This window comes from Rathayibacter sp. VKM Ac-2759, assembly GCF_009834225.1.
Lineage (GTDB): Bacteria > Actinomycetota > Actinomycetes > Actinomycetales > Microbacteriaceae > Rathayibacter.
The window spans coordinates 1,798,397-1,820,402 of record NZ_CP047176.1; the positions used below are offsets into that span (position 1 = coordinate 1,798,397).

The window sequence follows — 22,006 nt, forward strand, 5'->3', positions numbered from 1 at the left end:
CGCGCGCCGGACGGCCCGCGCCCACCGATCCACCGTCGAGCTCCCGAGGACCTTCCGCCGTGACCACCACCCCTCCCGCCACGACCGCACTCCTGCGCGTGGCCGTGCCCAACAAGGGCTCCCTCTCCGAGACCGCCGGCCAGATGCTGGCCGAGGCCGGCTACGCCGGTCGCCGCGACCCCAAGGAGCTGCACGTCGTCGACGAGCGCAACGGGGTCGAGTTCTTCTACCTCCGCCCGCGCGACATCGCGACCTACGTCGGCTCCGGTGCCCTCGATGTCGGAGTGACGGGGCGGGATCTTCTCATCGACTCCGGTTCCGAGGCGCGCGAGATCGCGAGCCTGGGCTTCGCGGACTCGACGTTCCGCTTCGCCGGCCCGGCCGGCCGCTACACCGCCCTCGAGGAGATCGACGGCCTCCGCGTCGCGACCAGCTACCCCGGGCTGGTCGGCGGCTTCCTCCGTGAGCACGGCGTCGACGTCACCCTGATCCGCCTCGACGGCGCCGTCGAGTCGGCCATCCAGCTCGGAGTCGCGGATGTGATCGCCGACGTCGTCGAGACGGGCACCACGCTCCGCAAGGCCGGCCTCGAGATCTTCGGCCCCGTGATCCTCGACTCGACCGCCGTGCTGGTCTCGTCCGCGGGCGAGCCCGCCGGCATCCCCGTGCTGCTGCGCCGCCTCCAGGGCGTGCTGGTCGCCCGCGAGTACGTGCTGCTCGACTACGACTGCCCCGCCTCGCTGCTCGAGGAGGCGACCGCCATCGCGCCCGGCTTCGAGTCGCCGACCGTGTCGCCGCTGCACGACCCCGAGTGGCTCGCCGTGCGGGTCATGGTCACCCGCGCCGACATGAACCAGGTGATGGACCGCCTCTACGACCTGGGCGCGCGCGCGATCCTCGTCACGTCGATCCACGCCGCTCGTCTCTAGGGAGGCGCCGTGAGTCTCGCCGTCCGCGTCATCCCCTGCCTCGACGTCGCCGCCGGGCGCGTCGTCAAGGGCGTCAACTTCCAGAACCTGCGCGATGCGGGCGACCCCGTCGAGCTCGCGCGCCTCTACTTCGAGCAGGGCGCCGACGAGCTGACGTTCCTCGACGTCACCGCGACCGTCGACGACCGCTCCACCACCTACGACGTGGTCCGCGCGACCGCCGAGCAGGTGTTCATCCCGCTCACGGTCGGAGGCGGGGTGCGCGGCGTCGAGGACGTCTCCCGCCTGCTCGCCCACGGCGCCGACAAGGTGGGGGTCAACTCGGCCGCGATCGCCCGGCCCGAGCTCGTCGGCGAGATCGCCGACGTCTTCGGTGCGCAGGTGCTCGTCCTCTCGCTCGACGTCAAGCGGAGCGACGCCACCGCCTCCGGCTTCGTCGTCACCACCCACGGAGGCCGCCGCGAGACCACCCTCGACGCCCTGGCCTGGGCGGCCGAGGCGGTCGAGCGCGGCGCGGGCGAGCTGCTGGTCAACTCCATCGACGCCGACGGCACCAAGCAGGGCTTCGACCTCGAGCTGATCGCCGCCATGCGCGAGCTCAGCTCCGTCCCCGTCATCGCCTCCGGGGGAGCCGGCGCCGTGGAGCACTTCGCCCCCGCGATCGAGGCCGGCGCCGACGCGGTCCTGGCCGCCTCCGTCTTCCACAATCGCGAGCTGACGATCGGCGACGTCAAGCGCGCCCTCGGCGACTCCGGGATCGAGATCCGATGACGAACCCCTCCGACCTCACCGCCGTGCTCGACCGCGCCGCCTTCGACGCGAACGGGCTGCTGCCGGCGATCATCCAGCAGCACGACAGCCGCGAGGTCCTGATGATGGGCTGGATGGACCGCGAGGCCCTCCGCCGCACGCTCACCGAGGGCCGGGTGACCTTCTGGTCGCGCTCGCGTCAGGAGTACTGGCGCAAGGGCGACACCTCGGGGCACGCCCAGTACGTGCGCGGGGCCGCGCTCGACTGCGACGCCGACACCCTCCTGGTGCAGGTCGAGCAGGTCGGGGCCGCCTGCCACACGGGCGCGCACGCCTGCTTCGACGTGGACCCGCTCGACCCGGTCGCCGACCTCGAACCGGGGGAGTGAGACCGTGACCGGCCGGCGCCTGAAGTCCGCGGTGATCCTCGGGATCGTCCTGCTCGCGGCGCTCGAGCTCACCTCCTCCACGCAGACCTGGTTCACGCTCGGCCTCACCGCCACGGAGGGCGACGGCGCGTCCCTCGACGTGGTCGGCACGGTCGCCGCTCCGGCGCTCTCGGCGCTGGCCCTGGCGGGCCTCGCCCTCGCGGCCGCCCTCGCCATCGCCGGCCCCGCCTTCCGGGTCGTCCTCGGCGTCCTGCAGGTGGTCCTCGGCGGCTCCGTCGTCCTCGCCGCGTCGACCGCGCTCGGAGATCCGGTGCGGGCGGGCTCCTCGCTCGTCACGAACGCCACCGCGATCGCGGGCCAGGAGTCGGTCGCCGCCCTCGTCGACTCGTCCTCCTCGACCGCCTGGCCGTTCGTCGCGCTCGTGTCCGGAGTGGTGACCGCCGTCCTCGGTGCCGCGGTCGTCGCGACCGTCCGCCGCTGGCCCGACGCGGAGAAGAAGCGCGTCTCCCGCTTCGAGCCGGCCGACGGCTACGGGCACGGCGCGTCGACCGTCGAGACCGAGGAGGGCACCATCGATCCCGTCGTCTCGTGGGACGAGCTCTCGCGCGGCGACGACCCCACCTCCTCCCGCTGAGGCGCGGGCCGCTCGGGCGCCGCACGCTAGACTGCTGGGGTCCCGATGCACGTCCAGGAGGAGACCCATGAGCACCGAGCACGACGACGACAACCACGGCCACTCGCCCGCAGCGTGGACGGCCATCGTCATCATGCTGCTGGGATTCACGGTCGGCACGGTCGCGTTCTTCTTCGACCAGGCGCTCGTGGTCTGGCTCTCGGCCGGCCTCGTCGTGGTGGGCCTGCTCGTCGGCATCGTGATGGCCCGGATGGGCTACGGAGTCGACGGCGCCAAGGCCAACCCGAAGGCGCGCGCGTAGAGTGCTCACCGATCTGACCTCCGGCGCCCTGGCCGACGCGGCCCGTCGCCGCGAGAGCGTGCCCCTCGAGGTCCTCGAGCGTCTCGCCGCCGATCGCGCCCCGGCACTCGACGCCCTCGCCGCTCTCGCTCCTGCGGAGCGCGTGCGCATCATCGCCGAGGTGAAGCGCTCGAGCCCCTCGCGCGGCGCCCTCGCCGAGATCCCCGATCCGGCGGAGCTGGCCTCGAAGTACGAGCTCGGCGGCGCGAGCGCCATCAGCGTCCTCACCGAGGAGCGCCGGTTCAAGGGCTCGCTGGCCGACCTCGAGGCGGTGCGCGAGCGCGTCGCGATCCCCGTGCTGCGCAAGGACTTCATCGCCGAGCCGTACCAGGTGCTCGAGGCGCGCGCCGCTGGCGCCGATCTCGTGCTCCTGATCGTGGCCGCGCTCGAGCAGAGCGTCCTGGCCGAGCTGCACGAGCTGGTCCTCCAGCTCGGCATGACGCCGCTGGTCGAGACGCACTCGGCCGACGAGCTCTCCCGAGCGGCCGACATCGGGGCCCGCCTCATCGGCGTCAACGCCCGCGACCTCTCGACCTTCGAGCTCGACCGCGACCTCTTCGGCCGTCTCTCCGAGAGCTTCCCGTCCGACGCGGTGAAGGTCGCCGAATCGGCGGTCCTCTCGGCCGACGACGTCGCTCACTACCGCCGCTCCGGCGCCGACGTCGTCCTCGTGGGCGAAGCGCTCGTCACCGGCGGCGACCCCGTCTCCACCCTCGCCGGCTTCCTGGCGCACTGAACACTGTCTGGCGGTATGACCATGGCTCTCCGAGATGAACTCGGTCCCTACTTCGGCGACTTCGGCGGGCGCTACGTCCCCGAGTCGCTCGTGGAGGCGCTCGACGAGCTGAGCGCCGAGTACGAGCGCACCAAGGTCGACCCCGCGTTCCAGGCCGAGCTGATGGAGCTGCACCGCAGCTACACCGGCCGGCCCTCGATCATCACCGAGGTGCCTCGCTTCGCCGAGCACGCCGGCGGCGCGCGGATCATCCTCAAGCGCGAGGACCTCAACCACACCGGCTCGCACAAGATCAACAACGTGCTGGGCCAGGCCCTGCTGACCAAGCGCATCGGCAAGACCCGCGTGATCGCCGAGACGGGCGCCGGCCAGCACGGCGTCGCCACGGCCACCGCTGCGGCGCTCTTCGGGCTCGACTGCGTGGTCTACATGGGCGAGGTCGACACCGAGCGCCAGGCGCTCAACGTCGCCCGGATGCGCCTGCTCGGCGCCGAGGTCGTCTCGGTCACGACCGGCTCGCGCACCCTCAAGGACGCGATCAACGACGCGATGCGCGACTGGGTCACGAACGTCGAGACCACCAACTACATCTTCGGCACGGTCGCGGGCCCGCACCCGTTCCCGGCGCTCGTGCGCGACTTCCAGAAGATCATCGGCGAGGAGGCGCGCGAGCAGGTCCTCGAGCTCACCGGCTCCCTGCCCACCGCGGTCACCGCCTGCGTCGGCGGCGGCTCGAACGCGATGGGCATCTTCCACGCCTTCCTCGACGACCCCGAGGTGCGCCTCGTCGGCTTCGAGGCGGGCGGCGACGGGATCGACACCCCGCGCCACGCCGCGACCATCAGCAAGGGCCGCCCCGGCGTCCTGCACGGTGCGCGCACGTACCTCCTCCAGGACGAGGACGGGCAGACCACCGAGTCGCACTCGATCTCGGCGGGTCTCGACTACCCGGGCGTCGGCCCCGAGCACTCCTGGCTCGCCAGCATCGGCCGCGCCGACTACCGCGCCGTCACCGACTCCGCGGCCATGGACGCCCTGATGCTGCTCAGCCGCACCGAGGGCATCATCCCCGCCATCGAGTCGGCGCACGCCCTGGCCGGCACGCTCGAGCTCGGACGCGAGCTGGGTCCGGAGGCGACCATCCTCGTCAACCTGAGCGGTCGCGGCGACAAGGACATGACCACCGCCGCCCACTACTTCGGTCTGATGGACCAGGGCGCGGTGCAGTCGTGAGCGGCATCGGGCCGAGCGTCGCCGAGACCGTCCGGCGTCGCAACGAGGAGGCGGCGGGCGCGCTGATCGGCTACCTCCCCGTCGGCTTCCCCGACCTCGCGACGAGCATCGACGCGGCGGTCGCCCTCGCCGAGAATGGCGTCGACGCGATCGAGCTGGGCCTGCCCTACTCCGATCCCGTGATGGACGGCCCCGTGATCCAGGAGGCGACCCAGGCCGCGATCGCGGGCGGATTCCGCCTCCGCCACGGCTTCGAGGCCGTGCGCGAGATCCGCGCCCGGGTCGACGTGCCCGTGCTGGTGATGACCTACTACAACCCCGTGCTGCAGTACGGCATCGAACGCTTCGCCACCGATCTCGCGGAGGCGGGCGGCTCGGGCCTGATCACGCCCGACCTCATCCCAGACGAGGGAGCGGAGTGGATCGCCGTGTCCGAGCGCCTCGGCCTCGACCGGGTGTTCCTCGCGGCGCCCTCCTCCACCGACGAGCGCCTGCGCCAGACCGTGGAGCAGAGCCGGGGCTTCGTCTACGCCGTCTCGACGATGGGCATCACGGGTGCCCGCGCCGACGTCGACCGTGCCGCCCGGACGCTCGTCGACCGCCTGCGCGCGGCCGGCTCCGAGAGCGCCTGCGTCGGCGTCGGAGTCTCGACCGGAGCGCAGGTCGCCGAGATCCTCGCCTACGCCGACGGCGCCATCGTCGGCTCCGCGCTCGTGCGCGCGCTCGCCTCCGGGGGAGTGGCGGCGGTCGCCGAGACCGCGCGCGGCCTCGCCGAGGGCACGCGCGCCACCTCCGCTCGCTGACGAGCTCCCACTACACTCGGGATGCCCACCGGGCGCGATGTCGTCGCGCCCGTGGGAATCCCTCCTTCGAAAGGTCGACCCGACGGTGTCCCTCCCGCTGAGCATCCCCAGCCCGCCCGAGGCGTGGAGACAGTACGACTTCTCCATCGCGAACTTCACGTTCTCGATCCACGCCTACGCGCTGTGCATCCTCGCGGGCATCGTCGTCGCCACGATCATGACCAACCGGCGCCTCGTGCGCCGCGGCGCCGAGCCGTGGGTCGTGCTCGACATCATCATCTGGGCCGTGCCGCTCGGCATCGTCGGCGCGCGGATCTTCCACGTGCTGACCCACCCCGGCGACTACTTCTACGCGGGCGCCGACCCGTGGGAGGTCATCCGGATCTGGAACGGCGGCAACGCGATCTTCGGCGGCCTGATCGGCGGCGCGGTCGGCGCCTGGATCGGCTGCCGCTGGACCGGTGTCCGCTTCTGGACCTTCGCCGACGCCCTCGCGCCCGGAATGCTCGCCGCGCAGGCCCTCGGCCGCCTCGGCAACTGGTTCAACGCCGAGCTGTTCGGCCTCCCGACGACGCTGCCCTGGGGCCTGCAGATCTCCTCCGACAACCCCGCCTTCCCGAAGGGGCTGCCCGAGGGCACGCTGTTCCACCCGACGTTCCTCTACGAGATCCTCTGGAACGTCGTCGGCATCGCCGTCATCCTGCTCCTCGAGCGCCGCCTCAAGCTGCAGTGGGGCACCGTCTTCGGTGCGTACCTCGTCTGGTACGGCATCGGCCGCGTCTGGTTCGAGTCGATCCGCATCGACCCGAGCGAGGTCTTCTGGGGCATCCGCACCAACGTCTGGGCCGCGCTGATCGCCGCCGTGATCGGCCTCGTCCTCATCGTGATCCAGCACCGCGAGCACACCGGCGCAGAGCCCTCCGCGTACCGCCGCGGTCGCGAGTGGACGCCCGCCCCGGCTGCGGTAGAATTCGAGGACGTCGACTCCGATCCGACGCAACCCTCCACTGCTGACTCCGGCGACGACGCCGAGAAGACGACGGTCTCCCGCACCTGACGGAGGCCACGGGGCCACCCGTGACCACCCGACCGATGCCCGATGATCGCTCGATCATCCCGCGGGGCCGATGCCACAAGCGCTGCCCCGGGCCCGATCGATCAGGTGCTCGAATCGATCGGGCGCTCGACCCCCTCCAGACGTGACATCCACCTCCGTCACCTCGCAGACACGGCCCTCCCGATCGGGGAGCCGCTCCTCCATCACCACCGCGGGCCAGCGACGTCCCGATCCGCCACAACACTCGTGAGGACGGTTCCCATGGCACCTGCCCAGCCCTCGCCCCGCGTCTCCTCCGTGCCGTTCCTCGGCACTCCGGCGGCCCAGGGGATGTACGACCCGTCGGCCGAGAAGGACGCCTGCGGCCTCGCGATGGTCGCCACCATGCGCGGCACCGCCGGGCACGACATCATCGACCTCGCCCTCGAGGCGCTGCGCCACCTCGAGCACCGCGGAGCCGTCGGCTCGGACGCCGGCACCGGAGACGGCGCGGGCATCATCACGCAGATCCCGGACGAGTTCCTCCGCGCGGTCGCGCCCTTCGACCTGCCCGCGGTCGGCCGGTACGCCGTCGGCAACGCGTTCCTCCCGGTCGACGTCTTCGAGCGCGAGCGCGTGAAGTCGACGATCGCCGAGATCGCCAAGGAGGAGAACCTCTCCGTCCTCGGCTGGCGCTCCGTCCCCGTCCAGCCCGACGAGATCGGCACGCTGGCCCGCGCCGCGATGCCCGCCATCGAGCAGCTCTACCTCACGAGCGACCTCACCGACGAGGCAGGGGTCCCGCTCGCGTCGCTCCGCCTCGACCGGCTCACCTTCCGCCTCCGCAAGCGCGTCGAGCGCGAGCTCGAGGTGTACTTCATGTCGCTCTCGAGCCGCACCCTGGTCTACAAGGGCATGGTCACGACGCTCCAGCTCGAGCCGTTCTACCCCGACCTCTCGGACGAGCGCTTCGCCTCGAAGCTCGCCCTCGTGCACTCGCGCTACTCGACGAACACCTTCCCGTCCTGGCCGCTCGCCCAGCCGTTCCGGATGATCGCGCACAACGGCGAGATCAACACCGTGCAGGGCAACCGCAACTGGATGCGCGCGCGCCAGTCGCAGCTGAAGAGCGCCGCGCTCGGCGACCTCTCGCCGCTGTTCCCGATCGTCTCGCCCGGCCGCAGCGACTCCGCCTCGTTCGACGAGACCGTCGAGCTGCTGAACCTCGCCGGCCGCTCGCTGCCGCACGCGATCATGATGATGGTGCCGGAGGCGTGGGAGAACCAGGCCGCCGCGATCGACCAGAAGCGCCGCGCGTTCTACGAGTACCACTCGATGCTCATGGAGCCGTGGGACGGTCCGGCCGCGATCGTCTTCACCGACGGCGAGCTCGTGGGAGCCACCCTCGACCGCAACGGCCTGCGCCCCGGCCGCTACGTCGTCACCGACGACGGCCTCGTCGTGCTCGCGAGCGAGATCGGCGTGCTCGACATCGACCCCGCGAAGATCGTCCGGAAGGGCCGTCTCCAGCCGGGACGCATGTTCCTGGTCGACACCGAGCAGGGCCGCATCGTCGAGGACGAGGAGATCAAGGCGCAGCTCGCCGAGTCCGGTCCCTTCGAGGAGTGGCTCGACGCGGGCCGCATCAACCTCAAGGACCTGCCCGAGCGCGAGCACATCGTGCACACGCCGGCGTCGGTCAACCGCCGCCAGCGCACCTTCGGCTACACCGAGGAGGAGGTCCGCCTCCTGCTGCTGCCGATGGCCAAGGCCGGAGCCGAGCCGCTCGGCGCGATGGGCTCCGACACCCCGGTCGCGGTGCTCTCCAAGCGCCCGCGCCTGCTCTTCGACTACTTCACGCAGGCGTTCGCGCAGGTGACCAACCCGCCGCTCGACTCCATCCGCGAGGAGGTCGTCACCTCGCTGCGCCTGGGCCTCGGACCGGAGCGGAACCTGCTCTCCTCCGGCGCCGAGCACGCCCGCCAGGTGGTCCTCGACTTCCCCGTGATCGACAACGACGAGCTGGCGAAGATCCAGCACATCGCGCCGCGCCCGCTCAGCCACATCACCACGACGATCCGCGGGCTCTACCGCGTCGACGCCGGCCCCCGCGCCATGCAGGACCGGATCGACGAGATGTGCCGCGAGGCCGACGAGGCGATCACGGCCGGCGCGCAGTTCCTCGTGCTGTCCGACCGCGACTCCACCAAGGACCTCGCGCCGATCCCGTCGCTGCTGATGCTCGCCGCCGTGCACCACCACCTGATCCGCACCGAGAACCGGATGCGCGTCGGGCTGGTCGTCGAGGCCGGCGACGTCCGCGAGGTGCACCACGTCGCCACGCTGATCGGCTACGGCGCCTCCGCGGTCAACCCGTACCTCGCGATGGAGACCTGCGAGGAGCTCGTGCGCAGCGGCATGCTCTCGGACATCTCGCCCGAGAAGGCCGTCAAGAACGTGATCAAGGCGCTCGGCAAGGGCGTGCTCAAGATCATGTCGAAGATGGGCATCTCGACCGTGTCGAGCTACGCCGGTGCGCAGACGTTCGAGGCCGTCGGCCTCAGCCAGCAGTTCGTCGACCAGTACTTCACCGGCACCGTCTCGAAGCTCGGCGGCATCGGGATCGACGTGGTCGCCGAGGAGAACGCCGCCCGCCACCGCGCCGCGTACCCCGAGGACGGCGCGATCATCGCGCACGAGCGCCTCGCGGTCGGCGGCGAGTACCAGTGGCGCCGCGACGGAGCCCCGCACCTGTTCAACCCCGACACGGTGTTCCGCCTGCAGCACTCGACCCGCAACCGCCGCTACGACGTGTTCCGCGAGTACACGAAGATGGTCGACGACCAGTCGACCTCGCTGATGACCCTCCGCGGCATGTTCGCCCTCGACACCGCGGGTCGCACGCCGACCCCGATCGACGAGGTCGAGCCGGTCGAGTCGATCGTCAAGCGCTTCTCGACGGGCGCGATGAGCTACGGCTCGATCTCCCCGGAGGCGCACGAGACGCTCGCCATCGCGATGAACCGCCTCGGCGCGAAGTCGAACACCGGCGAGGGCGGCGAGGACACGGAGCGGCTGCTCGACCCCGAGCGCCGGTCCGCGATCAAGCAGGTCGCCTCCGGGCGCTTCGGCGTCACGAGCATGTACCTGACGCACGCCGACGACATCCAGATCAAGCTCGCCCAGGGTGCGAAGCCCGGCGAGGGCGGTCAGCTGCCGCCGACGAAGGTGTACCCCTGGATCGCGCGCACCCGTCACGCGACCGCGGGCGTCGGCCTCATCTCGCCGCCTCCGCACCACGACATCTACTCGATCGAGGACCTCAAGCAGCTGATCTTCGACCTCAAGCGGGCGAACCCGTCGGCGCGCATCCACGCCAAGCTGGTCAGCCAGTCGGGCATCGGAGCGGTCGCCGCGGGCACTGCGAAGGCCCTCGCCGACGTCATCCTGGTCTCGGGCCACGACGGCGGCACCGGCGCGAGCCCCGTGAACTCCCTCAAGCACGCCGGCACGCCGTGGGAGCTCGGTCTCGCCGAGACGCAGCAGACGCTCATGCTCAACGGCATGCGCGACCGCGTGGTCGTGCAGGTCGACGGTCAGATGAAGACCGGCCGCGACGTCGTGATCGGCGCGCTGCTGGGTGCCGAGGAGTTCGGCTTCGCGACGGCTCCGCTGATCGTCGAGGGCTGCATCATGATGCGCGTCTGCCACCTCGACACCTGCCCGGTGGGCGTCGCGACCCAGAACCCCGAGCTGCGCAAGCGCTTCTCGGGCAAGCCGGAGTTCGTGGTCAACTTCTTCGAGTTCATCGCGCAGGAGGTGCGCGAGTACCTCTCGCAGCTCGGCTTCCGCAGCATCGACGAGATCGTCGGGCACCGCGAGCTGCTCGACGTCGACCAGGCGATCGAGCACTGGAAGGCGAGCGGTCTCGACCTCACGCCGATCCTCGTGGGCCCCGTCTTCTCGGCGGAGGAGCCGCGCCGTCACGGCCGCGCGCAGGAGCACGAGCTCGAGCACCACTTCGACAACGAGCTGATCCGCCTCTCGGCGAACGTGCTCGACCACCGCGGGACCGTCGTCATCGAGCGCGAGATCAAGAACACCGAGCGCGCGGTCGGCACGATGCTGGGTCACGAGGTGACCGTCCGCTACGGCGAGAACGGCCTGCCCGCCGACTCGATCACCGTGGTCCTCCGGGGCTCCGCCGGCCAGTCGCTCGGCGCGTTCCTCCCCGCGGGCATCACCCTGCGGCTCGAGGGCGACTCGAACGACTACGTCGGCAAGGGCCTCTCGGGCGGTCAGATCGTGGTGCGGCCCGACCGCCTCAGCACGTTCGACGCGTCGGCCAACGTCATCGCGGGCAACGTCATCGGCTACGGGGCGACCCAGGGCACGATGTTCATCCGCGGGATGGTCGGCGAGCGCTTCCTGGTCCGCAACTCCGGGGCGACCGCGGTCGTCGAGGGAGTGGGCGACCACGCGCTCGAGTACATGACCGGCGGTCTCGCCGTGATCCTCGGCGCGACCGGGCGCAACCTCGGCGCGGGCATGTCCGGCGGCACGGCGTACGTCCACGATCTGCAGCGCGAGCTCGTCAACCGCGACGCCCTCGCCTCGGGCGAGCTCACGCTCTCCGAGCTCGGCAGCGCCGACGTCGAGATCCTCCGCGATCTCCTCGAGCGGCACGTGGCCGAGACCGAGTCGACCCTGGCCCAGGGGATGCTCGACGATTTCGACGGAACCGTCTCGCGTTTCGTCAAGGTACTGCCCCGCGACTTCGCGGCCGTGCTCGCGACGCGCGCAACGGCCGTGGAGGAGGGGCTCGACCCCGACGGCGACGTCGTCTGGGGACGGATTCTGGAGGTGACCGGTGGCTGATCCCAAGGGGTTCCTGAAGGTGCAGGACCGGGAGCTGCCCAAGCGGCGCCCCGTGTCCGTCCGCCTGATGGACTGGAAGGAGGTCTACGAGCAGGGCGACTCCGCCGTCCTGCGCCGTCAGGCCGGCCGCTGCATGGACTGCGGCATCCCGTTCTGCCACAAGGGCTGCCCGCTCGGGAACCTCATCCCCGAGTGGAACGACCTGATGTGGCGCGGCGAGGGCCGCCAGGCCATCGAGCGCCTGCACGCGACGAACAACTTCCCGGAGTTCACGGGCCGGCTCTGCCCGGCACCGTGCGAGTCGTCGTGCGTGCTCGGCATCAACCAGCCCGCGGTCACGATCAAGCAGATCGAGGTCTCGATCATCGATCAGGCCTTCGGCAACGACTGGGTGCAGCCGCACCCGCCCGAGCGCCTGACCGGCAAGACGGTCGCGGTCGTCGGCTCCGGCCCCGCCGGACTCGCCGCCGCCCAGCAGCTCACCCGCGCCGGCCACACCGTCGCGGTCTACGAGCGCGACGACCGCATCGGCGGGCTCCTGCGCTACGGCATCCCCGACTTCAAGATGGAGAAGAAGCACCTCGAGCTGCGTCTGAACCAGATGAAGGCCGAGGGCACCCGCTTCCGGGCCGGAGTCGACATCGGCACGGACATCACCTGGGACGACCTCCGCGCGCGCTACGACGCCGTCGTGGTCGCCACCGGGGCCCTCGTGCCGCGCGATCTGCCGATCCCCGGCCGCGACCTCTCCGGCGTCCACTTCGCCATGGAGTACCTCGTCCAGTCGAACCACGCCATCGCGGGCGACCGCGTCTTCGAGCAGATCTCGGCCGAGGGCAAGCACGTCGTGGTCCTCGGCGGCGGCGACACCGGTGCCGACTGCATCGGCACCGCCCACCGCCAGAAGGCCGCCTCGGTGACCAACCTCGCGATCGGCAAGCAGCCGCCGTCCGAGCGCCCCGACAGCCAGCCGTGGCCGATGGACCCGGCGGTCTTCGAGGTCTCGAGCGCTCACGAGGAGGGCGGGGAGCGCGTGTTCCTCGCCTCGACCGTCGAGTTCCTCGCGAACGAGGTCGGCGAGGTGCGCGCGGTCCGCGTGGCCGAGACGGAGTACCTCGACGGACGCCGCGTCCCCAAGGCCGGCACCGAGCGCGAGATCCCGGCCGACCTGGTCCTGCTCGCCCTCGGCTTCACAGGACCTGAGTCCCACCAGCTCGCCGGACAGCTCGACGTGCCCTTCACGGCCCGCGGCAACGTCGACCGCGGCGCGAACTTCGAGACCAGCGTGCCCGGAGTGTTCGTGGCCGGCGACGCCGGTCGCGGCCAGTCCCTGATCGTCTGGGCGATCGCCGAGGGCCGCTCCGTCGCGGCCGAGGTCGACCGCTACCTCGAGGGCACGACCCAGCTGCCCGCACCCGTCGGGCCGAACGACCGGGGCTTCACGCTCTAGTCGCGGGGACGCGATAGTCTCTGCCCGCCAGCAAACCCAGCTCACCCTCCCCGCTAACGACGCGCCTCCGGGCGCAGAACAACGGAGCACCCCCTCAATGAGACGAGCGAAAATCGTCGCCACCCTCGGCCCGGCAACGTCGTCGTACGAGACCATTCGTGCGATCATCGACGCCGGCGTGGACGTGGCCCGCATGAACCTCAGCCACGGCAGCTACGACGTGCACGAGGCCGTCTACCGCACGGTCCGCCAGGCGGCGGACGACGCCGGCCGCGCCGTCGCGATCCTCGTCGACCTCCAGGGTCCGAAGATCCGCCTGGGCAAGTTCGAGGGCGGCCCGTACGCGCTCGCCGAGGGCGACGTCTTCACCATCACCACCGAGGACGTCCTCGGCACCAAGGAGCTCTCGGGCACCACGTTCAAGGGCCTGCCCGACGACGTGAACCCGGGCGACATGCTGCTCATCGACGACGGCAAGGTCGCGGTGCGCGTCACCGCCGTCGACGGCCCCCGCGTCATCACCGAGTGCGTGGTCCCCGGCAACATCTCCAACAACAAGGGCATCAACCTGCCCGGCGTCGCGGTCAACGTCCCCGCCCTCTCGCAGAAGGACGAGGACGACCTGCGCTGGGGCATCCGCCTCGGCGCCGACATCATCGCGCTGTCGTTCGTGCGCAACGCGAGCGACATCGTCCGCGTGCACGAGATCATGGCGGAGGAGGGTCGCAAGGCCCCCGTCATCGCCAAGATCGAGAAGCCGCAGGCGGTCGACAACCTGCAGGAGATCATCGACGTCTTCGACGGCATCATGGTCGCCCGTGGCGACCTCGGCGTCGAGCTGCCCCTCGAGGCCGTGCCGATCGTGCAGAAGCGCGCCGTCGAGCTCGCCCGCCGGTGGGCGAAGCCCGTCATCGTGGCGACGCAGATGCTCGAGTCGATGATCGAGAGCCCGCGCCCCACCCGCGCGGAGGCCTCCGACGTCGCGAACGCGATCCTCGACGGAGCCGACGCGGTCATGCTCTCGGGCGAGACGAGCGTCGGCGCCTGGCCGGTCGTCACCGTCCAGACGATGGCCCGCATCGTCGAGTCGACCGAGGAGCACGGCCTCGAGCGGATCCCCCCGCTCGGCAGCAAGCCGCGCACCCAGGGCGGATCGGTCACCCTGGCCGCCGCCGAGGTCGCCGAGTTCGTCGAGGCCAAGTTCCTCTGCGTCTTCACCGAGTCGGGCGACTCCGTCCGCCGCATGACGCGCCTGCGCCACGGCATCCCGATCATCGGATTCACGCCCGAGGCCGCCGTCCGCCGCCGCATGGCGCTGAACTGGGGCGTCCAGTCCTTCGTGACGCCCCGCGTGAACCACACCGACGCGATGTTCGCGCAGGTCGACGAGGTCCTCCTCCGCGAGGGCCTCGCCGAACCCGGCGAGACCGTCGTCGTCGTCTCCGGATCCCCTCCCGGACGCGCCGGCACCACGAACGACATGCGCGTGCACGTCGTCGGCTCGTTCAGCTCGGACAAGCCCGTGGAGAACTGGGACCACTGAGCTGGTTGCAAAGGGCCCGGCCGCATCGCGGCCGGGCCCTTTGTCGACGGTCTCCTCGCGTTGCTCGTCGACCGTCGCGCGGTCGGCTTCCGCGGATGGTCGGGCTGGGAGGAGCGGGGTGCGTTCCGGGTACGACGATCCGCTCGCACGCGGATCGCCGGTGACCCTGCGGGACGGCCGGCTGGTCTGCCGATCGACCTCTCCGGCTCGGTGGCCTGCCTGCTGGTCGAGTAAGGCCCGCAGGGGCGTACCTCTCCGTCGGCAGGGCGCTCTCGGAGCCGGCCTCTCCGGCTCGGTGAGCAGCCTGCTGGTCGAGTAGGCCCGCAGGGGCGTATCGAGACCTGCTCCGCCAGCAGGGTGCCCTCGGAGCCGCTCGCGACGGTGGCGTCTTCGTGGTGGAGGGGCCGTCGCAGGCCTGCTGGTCGAATAGCCCCGCAGGGGCGTATCGAGACCCACCAGCGTCAGCAGGGTGCTCTCGGAGCCGGCTTCTCCGGCTCGGTGACCAGCCTGCTGGTCGAGTAGCCCCGCAGGGGCGTATCGAGACCCACCAGGGTCAGCAGGGCGGTCTGCACACCTCTCCTCTGGAGGGTGGTGGATCTCGATGCGCCCGTTGCGCGGGTCGGTCGATCAGCAGGAGGTCGGCACACACGAGTCGGGCGCGCTGCCTGCGGGGAGGGTCGGAGCGCGGTTCCGTCCGGCTGCTCAGCGTCCCGGGTAGAAGCCGGACTCGATGTCCTCGAGCAGGGTGGGGCCGGTCGGGGTCCAGCCGAGAGCCCGACGGGTGAGGGTGCTCGAGGCGGCGGCGTCCCTGCCGAAGAACGCGCCGATCCAGCCGAAGTGCCCGGTCGCCTCCTCACGCGCGATCGAGCGGACGGGGACGCCGAGGGCCGCGCCGAGCGCTTCGGCGATGCGCCGCGTCTCGAGCCCCTCCTCGGCTGCCGCGTGCACGGCGGAACCCGCGGGCGCCGACTCCAGAGCGAGAGCCACGAGGCGGGCCGCATCGCGGCGATGGACGGCGGCCCACCGGTTCGCGCCGTCGCCGACGTAGCCGGCGACGCCCGTCGCCCGCGCCACGGCGGCGAGCGTCGCGGTGAACCCGTGGTCGCCCTCCCCGTGCACGGTCGGAGCGAAGCGCAGGCGGACGGTGCGGACTCCTCGCTCCGCGTACTCCTCGGCGAGGCCCTCGCTCCCGCCGCGCGGCGCATCGGGCCCGCTGAACGGCGAGGGGTCGTGCTCGGTCGCAGGCCGCCCGCTCACGATCCCGGCCAGGCCGGCGGCGAGGAGGAGCGGGCGATCGGAGCCGACGAGAGCCTCCCCGAGCGTCGTCACGGCGGCGCGCTCGGTGCGGCCCGCACCGGCGTAGTCGGAGAAGTCGTGCCTGAAGGCGAGGTGGATCACGCCGTCGGCAGCCTGCGCTCCGGAGCGCAGGCTCTCGAGATCGTCCAGGCTGCCCCGGTGGGGAGTCGCGCCGGCTGCGACGAGGGCGTCGGCCGAGGCCCGGGAGCGGGCGAGGCCGACGACCTGGTGGCCGGCGTTCAGCAGTTCGGGGACGACGGCGGAGCCGATCCATCCGGAGGCACCGGTGACGAAGACGCGCATGAGGACTTCCTTCCGTCCGGAGGACCGGACCATGTCAGTGAGTGACATGACCGTACACCCTGATGACGGCCTCTGACATCACTAGGATCGGATCATGGGACGATGGCAACCCGGAGCGCAGGGGCGGCTGAGCGCGGCCGCGCTCGAGCTCTACAGCGAGCGCGGCTTCGACGAGACGACGGTCGGCGACATCGCCGAGCGCGCCGGAGTCACCGAGCGCACGTTCTTCCGCTACTTCGCCGACAAGCGCGAGGTCCTGTTCGGGACCTCGGCGCTGCTGCAGTCCGCCGTGGTCCGGGCGATCGAGGCGGCGGATCCCGCGCTCTCCCCGCTCGAGACGGCGATGGCCGGGATGGACGAGGCCGCCGCGATGGTGGGGGAGAGCCACGAGCACGGGCGGCGTCGTGCCGCGGTGATCGCCGCGCACAGCGGCCTCGAAGAGCGGGAGCTGCTGAAGATGGCGCGCATCGCCGAGGCCGTCGCCGGCGCGCTGCGCGATCGGGGAGCCCCCGAGGCCGGCGCTCGCCTCGCCGCGGACCTCGCGGTGCTGGCCTTCACCACCGGCTGGAGCCGCTGGGCGAGGGCGGCGCAACCCGACGACCTGCGCGCGGTCGTCCGCGCGACGTACGACGAGCTCCGCCACGCCGCCTCGACGGCCTGACGCTCCGCCGCGGCACGGGGCCCCGCTCCGCCCGCGCTACCGTGGGGGCATGCGACTCGGCGTGCTCGACATCGGCTCCAACACGGTCCACCTGCTGCTCGTCGACGCTCACCCCGGCGCCCGGCCCGTGCCGTACCGCTCGCACAAGCGCAGCCTGGCACTGGTCGCGTACCTCGACTCCACCGGCGACATCACCGAGGAGGGGCAGCGCGAGCTGATCTCCTTCGTCGCGGAGGCGCACGAGGTCGCCCGCGATCACCGGGCGGAGGACCTCCTCGCGTTCGCGACGTCCGCGATCCGCGAGGCGGGCAACGGTGCGGCGGTCCTCGACCGCGTGCGCACCGAGACCGGTGTGCACCTCCAGGAGCTGGGAGGCGAGGCCGAGGCGTCCGCGACGTTCCTCGCGGTCCGCCGCTGGTTCGGCTGGGGAGCCGGCTCCATCCTCGACCTCGACATCGGCGGCGGCTCGTTCGAGCTGTCGCAGGGCGTCGACGAGGTCCCCGAGCTCGCCGTGTCCGTCCCGCTCGGCGCCGGTCGCGTCACCCGCGACCTACTGGTGGGCGATCCGGCGTCGGCCACCAGCGTCAAGGCCGCACGCCGCCACGCCCGCGAGGTCCTCGCCGAGCCGGTGCGCGCCTTCCTCGCCCTCGGGCGCCCCGACCTGGTCGCCGGTACCTCGAAGACGTTCCGCTCGCTCGCGCGCATCGCCGGTGCCGCTCCGAGCGCCGCGGGTCCTCTCGCCCGCCGCGAGCTGCACCTCGTCGACCTGCGGCTGTGGTCCTCGCGCCTGGCCGCCATCAGCGCCGCCGATCGCTCGGCCCTCCCGGGCGTCTCCGTCCTCCGCGCACCGCAGCTCCTGGCCGGCGCCCTGGTCGCCGAGGCCGCGATGGATGCACTCGGCGTCGAGAAGCTGGTCATCTGCCCCTGGGCGACGCGCGAGGGGCTGATCATCCGGCGCTTCGAGCTCCTCGACGCGCAGCTGCAGCGCGAGGACCTTCAGGCCAGCGTGATGCTGTAGGAGAAGGCCCGCTGCTCGCCGGGCTCGAGCACGAACTGGCCCGGCTTGTCGACGATGTCGCCGTCCCAGCCCTCGGGGGTCGGGATGCTCCGCCACGGCTCGATGCACACGAACGGCGCCCCGACGGGCTTCCACACTCCGACGACGTCGAAGTCGCCCGAGTCGACCTCGATCGCGCGCGCACCGTCGGCTTCGAGCCGCAGTGTCCGGCGGCGTGGCTCGTCGAAGATCATCACGCCGTCCTCGAAGTGCGCGTCGTCGACCGTCAGCACGCCGTCCTCGAGCGGGGCCGGGTGGCGCTCGTCGACGAGGAGGTTCTCGGGCGCGCGGCGGAACCCCTCCGGTTCGGGCTGCGCGAAGCGGATGCGGTGCTCGCCCGTCGCACCGGGGATCGGGAGGGCGAAGGCGGGGTGGTTGCCGACGGAGGCGCCGAGAGGCGTCGTCCCGCGGTTCTCGACGGTCTGGGTGATCCGGAGCGTCGATCCGGTGATGGCGTAGGCGATCAGCAGGGTCCAGTCGAACGGGAAGACGGCGCGGGTCGCGTCGTCGCTGCGCAGCCGGAACACCGCCTCGTCGCCCGAGACGCCGGCGAGCTCGAACACGCGGTCGCGGGCGACGCCGTGCTGGCCCATCCGGTAGTCGACGCCGTCGTGGTGCAGGGTGTCGCCCGGCAGGCGCCCGATGATCGGGAAGAGCACGGGAGCGTGCCGGCGCCACTCGGGGCCGGCCTGCCAGAGGTACTCGCGGCCGGAGTCGTCGCGGAGGGAGGTCATCTCGGCGCCCGCGGTGGTCAGGGCGATGCGGAGGTCGTCCCCGCCGATCGTGAGGACAGTGGGGTCGGGGGAGGCGCTGCTCGTCATGCTCCGATTCTGCTCCTCCGGGCCGTGCGGCGTCCGTGTCGGAGGCTCGTGACAGCATGGTCCGGTGCCTCCCGACCCGACCTCCGCCTCCGCCTGGCGCGCCCGCGTCGGCGAGCTGAGCGGGGGAGCGGAGGCCGAGAGCGCCGGCCCGCTCACGCCCATCGGGCTGCAGTTCGAGCTGCGCCGGCTCGTGCGCCGCCCCGACGACCCGTGGCGCGCTCCCTCGAGCGAGCGGGTGACCGCCAAGGGGTACGACCCCGCCGATCGCGACGACCACCGCCTGGCGACCCGACCGGTCGTCGCCGGGCGCGGCGGCGCCTGGAACCGCACGACCCTCACCTGGAAGTCGCTGAACCACCAGACCCACCGGCTGTCGCTCGACCCCGCGCACCAGCGCTGGTTCGCCGAGTTCGCGGCGCTGCACCGGGCGACGCGGACGGTGCACCTCGGGCAGGACCCCGACTGGATCCACCTCGACGAGTACGAGAGCCCGCTGCTCTGGCAGCTGCTCGCGCAGGCCGAGGGTCTGCGGATCCCGCTGCTCGCGCCCGAGAAGGGCACCGTCGCGCTCGGCTCGTCCGCCGCCGTCTCGCTCCGGGCAGCGTCGAGCGGGGGCGCGCTCGAGCTGCGTCCCGTCCTCCGGCTCGACGACGGCGAGCCGCCGGTCGAGTCGGCGCGCCCGATCGCGCGGCACGGCGTCTACGCGGTCGTCTCCGGCGATCCGTCGGCGCTCGTGCTCGCTCCGACGCCGCGCCCTCTCGACGACGAGGAGCTGCGGCTCCTCCGCCACCCCGAGCCGGCGCTGGTGCCGCAGGGCGACGTCGACGAGTTCCTCCGCGACCATCTCCCGGCGCTGCGCGAGCGGGTCGCGGTGCGCAGCGCCGACTCCGGCCCGGATCTCGACGAGCCCGAGCCGCCGCGCCTGGTGTGCACCGTCTCGTTCGAGCCGCGCCGCGTCGTCCGGGTGGGCTGGCACTGGCGGCGCACCCCCGATCGCGCCACCGAGCTCGACGGAGGCGGGCCGATCGATCTCGAGGCCGCGATCCTCCGCCGCGCGGGATCCGTGCTGGCCGAGGCGGGATCCTCGGTGGTCCCCGGCGCCGAGCGGCCCGCCGTGCTGCGCGGGGCGGACGCCGCGGTGTTCGTGGTCGAGCAGCTCCCGCTCCTCGAAGCGGTCGGCGGTGTGCGGATCGAGCGCGAGGGCGTGCCGCCCGACTACCGACTGCTGACCGGTCCGCTCACGCTCACCCTGACCGCCGTCGACACCGAGAGCGCCGACTGGTTCGACCTCGGAGTCGTCGTGAGGATCGGAGACGCGGAGGTCCCCTTCGGTCCGCTGTTCCGCGCCCTCGCCACGGGAGGGAACCGCATCCGCCTCGTCGACCACTCGTACCTCTCGCTCGCGCACCCCGGTCTCGACCGGCTCCGCGAGCTGCTGGACCGCGCCGACGAGATCGACGAGTGGGAGACGGGCCTGCGCATCGGACGCCATCAGACCGCGCTCTGGGACGAGCTGGAGGAGCTGGCCGACGAGTCGGTCCCCTCCGATGCCTGGAGGCGGGTGCTCGAGAGCGCGCTGGCCGCCGGCGCCCCCGTGGAGGTGCCTCCGCCCGCCGGGCTGGCCGGCGAGCTCCGGCCCTATCAGCGTGACGGCTACGCCTGGCTGGTGCACCGGCGCCGGCACGGGCTGGGCGGCGTCCTCGCCGACGACATGGGTCTCGGCAAGACGCTGCAGACCCTGGCGATGATGCTCGAGGCCGTCGAGGAGTCGCGTGCGAGCGGCTCGCGGCGCGCTCCCTTCCTGGTCGTCGCTCCGACCTCCGTCGTGCCCGGCTGGCTGTCGGAGGCGGCGCGCTTCGCCCCGGGTCTCCGCGTGCACGCGGTCACCAGCACGCGCGGGGGCGCGAGCCTCGCCAGCGTCCCCGCCGAGGCCGACGTCGTCGTGACCAGCTACGCGGTGCTGCGGCTGGCCGCCGAGCAGTGGGGCACCCGGGAGTGGTCGGCCCTCGTCCTCGACGAGGCGCAGTTCGCGAAGAACCCGGGCTCGCAGACGCACCGCGCGGCCCGGGGAGTCGGCGCGCCGATCACCCTCGCGCTCACCGGCACGCCGCTCGAGAACTCGCTCGACGAGCTGTGGGCGATCCTCGCGCTCGTCGCGCCCGGGCTGCTGCCTCCGCTCCGGCGCTTCCGCGAGGAGTACACCCGCCCGATCCAGCACGCCGAGGCGCCGGTCGGCATCGCCTCACCCGATCTCTCCGACGGCCGGACCGTCCCGCAGTCCGAGGGCGCGCGCCGGCGCCTCGACCGGCTCCGGTCCCGCATCCGCCCCTTCCTGCTGCGCCGGACCAAGGAGGCCGTGGCCCCGGAGCTGCCCGAGAAGCAGGAGCAGACCCTCGAGGTCACCCTCGCTCCCGGCCACCGCGTCCTCTACGACACCTACCTGCAGCGCGAGCGCCGCAAGCTCATGGGCCTCGTGGAGGATCTCGACCGGCAGCGCTTCACCGTGTTCCGGTCGCTGACCCTGCTCCGCCTCCTCGCCCTCGACGCGTCGCTGGTCGATCCCGCCTACCGGCACGTCCCCTCCGCCAAGCTCGACGCGCTGCTCGAGCACCTCGACGACGTGCTCGCCGAGGGGCGCCGCGCCCTGGTCTTCAGCACCTTCACCTCGTACCTGGAGCGCGCGGCCGAGCGGCTCCGCGCGCGGGGGATCCCGTTCGTGCAGCTCGACGGCTCGACCCGCGATCGCGAGAGCGTGATCGCGTCGTTCCGCTCCGGAGACGCACCGGTGTTCCTGATCAGCCTCAAGGCGGGCGGCACCGGTCTCACCCTCACCGAGGCCGACCACGTCTTCATCCTCGATCCGTGGTGGAACCCGGCGGCCGAGGCCCAGGCGATCGACCGGACGCACCGGATCGGGCAGCGGCGCCGGGTCAACGTCTACCGGCTCGTCGCGAAGGACACGATCGAGGAGAAGATCGTGCGGCTCCAGGCGCGCAAGTCGCGGTTGAGCACCGCGGCGCTCGACGAGGGCGAGCTGTTCGCGCAGGCGCTGACCGCGGACGACTTGCGGGAGCTGCTGGCGGAGTAACACCCCACGAAGGGGCACGCAATAGCCAGCGCGATCCAGGATCCGCGCGCAGACTGACC

17 protein-coding genes are annotated in these 22,006 nt (G+C 72.2%); 15 read left to right on the top strand and 2 right to left on the bottom strand.

All coding sequences use genetic code 11. The annotated features are described in order from the left end of the window. The first annotated feature begins 59 nt into the window (after positions 1-59). The 12 genes from hisG to pyk all read left to right on the top strand — a co-directional run bounded on the left by hisG (position 60) and on the right by pyk (position 14,721). Entirely contained in the window at positions 60-929 is an 870-nt protein-coding gene (gene hisG / locus GSU68_RS08275; RefSeq protein ID WP_208544670.1) for an ATP phosphoribosyltransferase, read from the top strand. A gap of 9 nt (positions 930-938) precedes the next feature. Then, positions 939-1,700: an imidazole glycerol phosphate synthase subunit HisF gene (gene hisF, locus GSU68_RS08280; protein ID WP_159907178.1), complete on the top strand. Its 762-nt coding sequence runs from the start codon at positions 939-941 to the stop codon at positions 1,698-1,700. Further along, on the top strand, positions 1,697-2,068 hold the full coding sequence (gene hisI, locus GSU68_RS08285; RefSeq protein WP_159907180.1) for a phosphoribosyl-AMP cyclohydrolase: 372 nt from the start codon (positions 1,697-1,699) through the stop codon (positions 2,066-2,068). Before hisF ends, hisI begins: the two co-directional genes overlap by 4 nt. Before the next feature lie 4 nt (positions 2,069-2,072). Next, complete coding sequence (locus tag GSU68_RS08290; protein WP_159907182.1) at positions 2,073-2,702, top strand: Trp biosynthesis-associated membrane protein; 630 nt, start codon at positions 2,073-2,075, stop codon at positions 2,700-2,702. A 67-nt stretch (positions 2,703-2,769) separates the two neighbouring features. Beyond that, entirely contained in the window at positions 2,770-3,003 is a 234-nt protein-coding gene (locus GSU68_RS08295; protein ID WP_159907184.1) for a DUF6704 family protein, read from the top strand. A 1-nt stretch (position 3,004) separates the two neighbouring features. After that, on the top strand, positions 3,005-3,778 hold the full coding sequence (gene trpC, locus GSU68_RS08300; RefSeq protein WP_159907186.1) for an indole-3-glycerol phosphate synthase TrpC: 774 nt from the start codon (positions 3,005-3,007) through the stop codon (positions 3,776-3,778). Positions 3,779-3,799: 21 nt separating this feature from the next. Then, positions 3,800-5,011 (top strand): tryptophan synthase subunit beta, encoded by a 1,212-nt coding sequence (gene trpB, locus GSU68_RS08305; RefSeq protein WP_159910202.1) that lies wholly within the window; start codon positions 3,800-3,802, stop codon positions 5,009-5,011. After that, complete coding sequence (trpA, locus tag GSU68_RS08310) at positions 5,008-5,814, top strand: tryptophan synthase subunit alpha (protein WP_159907188.1); 807 nt, start codon at positions 5,008-5,010, stop codon at positions 5,812-5,814. The genes trpB and trpA overlap by 4 nt, the downstream gene beginning before the upstream one ends. 85 nt (positions 5,815-5,899) lie before the next feature. Continuing rightward, on the top strand, positions 5,900-6,871 hold the full coding sequence (gene lgt, locus GSU68_RS08315) for a prolipoprotein diacylglyceryl transferase (RefSeq protein ID WP_244259436.1): 972 nt from the start codon (positions 5,900-5,902) through the stop codon (positions 6,869-6,871). Between the two features lie 330 nt (positions 6,872-7,201). After that, positions 7,202-11,728, top strand: a complete 4,527-nt coding sequence (gene gltB / locus GSU68_RS08320) for a glutamate synthase large subunit (RefSeq protein WP_244259477.1) — start codon at positions 7,202-7,204, stop codon at positions 11,726-11,728. Further along, positions 11,721-13,178 carry a glutamate synthase subunit beta gene (locus tag GSU68_RS08325; protein WP_159907194.1) on the top strand — a complete coding sequence of 486 codons (1,458 nt, stop codon included), beginning with the start codon at positions 11,721-11,723 and terminating at the stop codon, positions 13,176-13,178. Before gltB ends, GSU68_RS08325 begins: the two co-directional genes overlap by 8 nt. A gap of 97 nt (positions 13,179-13,275) precedes the next feature. Continuing rightward, positions 13,276-14,721: a pyruvate kinase gene (gene pyk, locus GSU68_RS08330; RefSeq protein ID WP_159907196.1), complete on the top strand. Its 1,446-nt coding sequence runs from the start codon at positions 13,276-13,278 to the stop codon at positions 14,719-14,721. A 702-nt stretch (positions 14,722-15,423) separates the two neighbouring features. Here the strand turns inward: pyk and GSU68_RS08335 are convergent. After that, a complete protein-coding gene (locus GSU68_RS08335) occupies positions 15,424-16,320 on the bottom strand; it encodes an SDR family oxidoreductase (protein ID WP_159907198.1) in 897 nt (298 codons plus the stop codon). 94 nt (positions 16,321-16,414) lie between these two features. Between GSU68_RS08335 and GSU68_RS08340 the strand changes: the two genes are divergently transcribed. Both GSU68_RS08340 and GSU68_RS08345 read left to right on the top strand, forming a co-directional pair. Next, complete coding sequence (locus tag GSU68_RS08340; RefSeq protein WP_159907200.1) at positions 16,415-16,981, top strand: TetR/AcrR family transcriptional regulator; 567 nt, start codon at positions 16,415-16,417, stop codon at positions 16,979-16,981. 49 nt (positions 16,982-17,030) lie between these two features. Continuing rightward, positions 17,031-17,999, top strand: coding sequence for a Ppx/GppA family phosphatase (locus GSU68_RS08345; RefSeq protein ID WP_159907202.1), 969 nt, complete (start codon positions 17,031-17,033; stop codon positions 17,997-17,999). Here the strand turns inward: GSU68_RS08345 and GSU68_RS08350 are convergent. Continuing rightward, the gene (locus tag GSU68_RS08350) at positions 17,978-18,859 is read right to left on the bottom strand and encodes an aldose 1-epimerase family protein (protein WP_159907204.1); all 882 of its coding nucleotides are present in this window, start codon (positions 18,857-18,859) and stop codon (positions 17,978-17,980) included. The two genes, GSU68_RS08345 and GSU68_RS08350, sit on opposite strands and share 22 nt — an antisense overlap. A gap of 64 nt (positions 18,860-18,923) precedes the next feature. On the opposite strand from GSU68_RS08350, the gene GSU68_RS08355 reads away from it, so the two are divergent. Next, complete coding sequence (locus GSU68_RS08355; protein WP_159907206.1) at positions 18,924-21,947, top strand: DEAD/DEAH box helicase; 3,024 nt, start codon at positions 18,924-18,926, stop codon at positions 21,945-21,947. The last annotated feature ends 59 nt before the right edge of the window (positions 21,948-22,006 follow it).